The sequence below is a fragment of the Acinetobacter sp. YH12132 genome (assembly GCF_013418645.1).
GTDB lineage: Bacteria > Pseudomonadota > Gammaproteobacteria > Pseudomonadales > Moraxellaceae > Acinetobacter > Acinetobacter indicus.
In genome coordinates this window covers 1-1,414 of the sequence record NZ_VPBR01000036.1, presented here as the reverse complement: position 1 = coordinate 1,414, position 1,414 = coordinate 1, and the positions used below count along the sequence as shown (strand labels likewise).

The following is a 1,414-nucleotide window of genomic DNA, read 5'->3' as shown; positions in this document are numbered from 1 at the left end:
AATTTTCAGCGTTGCTGGCTCCCCGTCAGCCGGATTGGGTTGCATCGCAGGGGTGTCGAAAGAGTCAACTGCGGTCCAAAGCTGTTGGACTTGGGTGAAAAGGGCGTTTATTCTTCCTATACGTTGTCGGCAGCGGGCCAAAAAGGAATACGTCCATGCCCATCGAGGTGAAACCGGCTGTGAGCGCGGGTTCAAGCATATAGCCCGACAGGCGCGTATCCTTGCCGATCACGACACGATGGCGGTGGTCACCGCGACGAAAGACACGGCCAGCCGCCATGCCGACGCGCAAGGCGGTTTCCGCCGTCATCGCGCCTTCGTTGGCTTTGCCACGAATACCGTCTGTGCCGAAATATTTGCGCACCATAAGGTCGATTATCCTGTCGTCGGGTCGCCCTCAAAGGGGACATGCCTGCTGAACCGCGAATATAGAGAAATATCCCGAATGTGCAGTTAACGAATTCTTGCGGTTTCTTTCAGCGCCGCCAATACCGCCAGCCCGTCGCGCAAGGGGCGCGGCTCGTGTGTGCGGATGAAGTCAGCTCCACCTGCGGCGGCGGCAAGCTCTGCAGCGAGTGTCGCGGCCCCGACATCCCCCGGACCACGGCCTGTGAGCGCGCGCAGAAAGGATTTGCGCGAAACAGACAGAAGCACCGGCAAATCGAAGCGCAGCCGCAATTCATCGAACCGCGCCAGCACCGAGAGCGAGGTTTCGGGAGCAGCCCCCAGAAAAAACCCCATGCCGGGATCAAGGACAAGGCGGTTGCGTTTGATACCGGCACCCGTCAGCGCCGCGATGCGCGCGTCAAAGAACGCCGCAATGTGATCCATGATGTCGCCAGCGGGTGCCTCGCGCCGATCTGCCTGCCCGTCTTGCACCGAATGCATAACGACGAGTTTGGCAGATGATTTCGCCAATTGCGGATAGAACGCAGCGTCTGGAAAACCGCGAATATCATTGAGATAGGCCACACCACGCGACAAGGCATAGGCTTGCGTCGCGGGTTGATAACTGTCGAGCGAGACGGGAATGCCATCTGCCTTGAGCGCGTCCAGCACCGGCGCGATACGCGCGATTTCTGTGTCGGACGAAACAGGCGCGGCGTCGGGATTGCTGGATGCCGGACCGAGGTCGATCACATCTGCCCCCTCGGCCATCAGCTTACGCGCCTGCGCAATGGCTGCGTCTGGCGCCAGATACCGGCCTCCATCGGAGAAACTGTCCGAGGTTATGTTGACGATGCCGAAAATGATGAGCGATTTATTCATGGGGGCTTCTATAATAATCTCTGTACACGACAAAAATAGATAACTCATTGAAATAATGTCACAATAATTGTTTTCTAACGACGAATACTATGACACATCTCAATGAGTTATATCTTATCTTAAACAAATCTCTAAAATGGAACAA

The 1,414-nt window shown here is 56.4% G+C and carries 2 protein-coding genes; both read right to left on the bottom strand.

The window, feature by feature from the left end; all coding sequences use genetic code 11:
* Positions 1-64 precede the first annotated feature (64 nt).
* A complete protein-coding gene (locus FTU67_RS14125) occupies positions 65-367 on the bottom strand; it encodes a phosphoglucosamine mutase (protein WP_000251875.1) in 303 nt (100 codons plus the stop codon).
* A gap of 86 nt (positions 368-453) precedes the next feature.
* Positions 454-1,269: a sulfonamide-resistant dihydropteroate synthase Sul2 gene (sul2, locus tag FTU67_RS14120; protein ID WP_001043260.1), complete on the bottom strand. Its 816-nt coding sequence runs from the start codon at positions 1,267-1,269 to the stop codon at positions 454-456.
* Positions 1,270-1,414 lie beyond the last annotated feature (145 nt).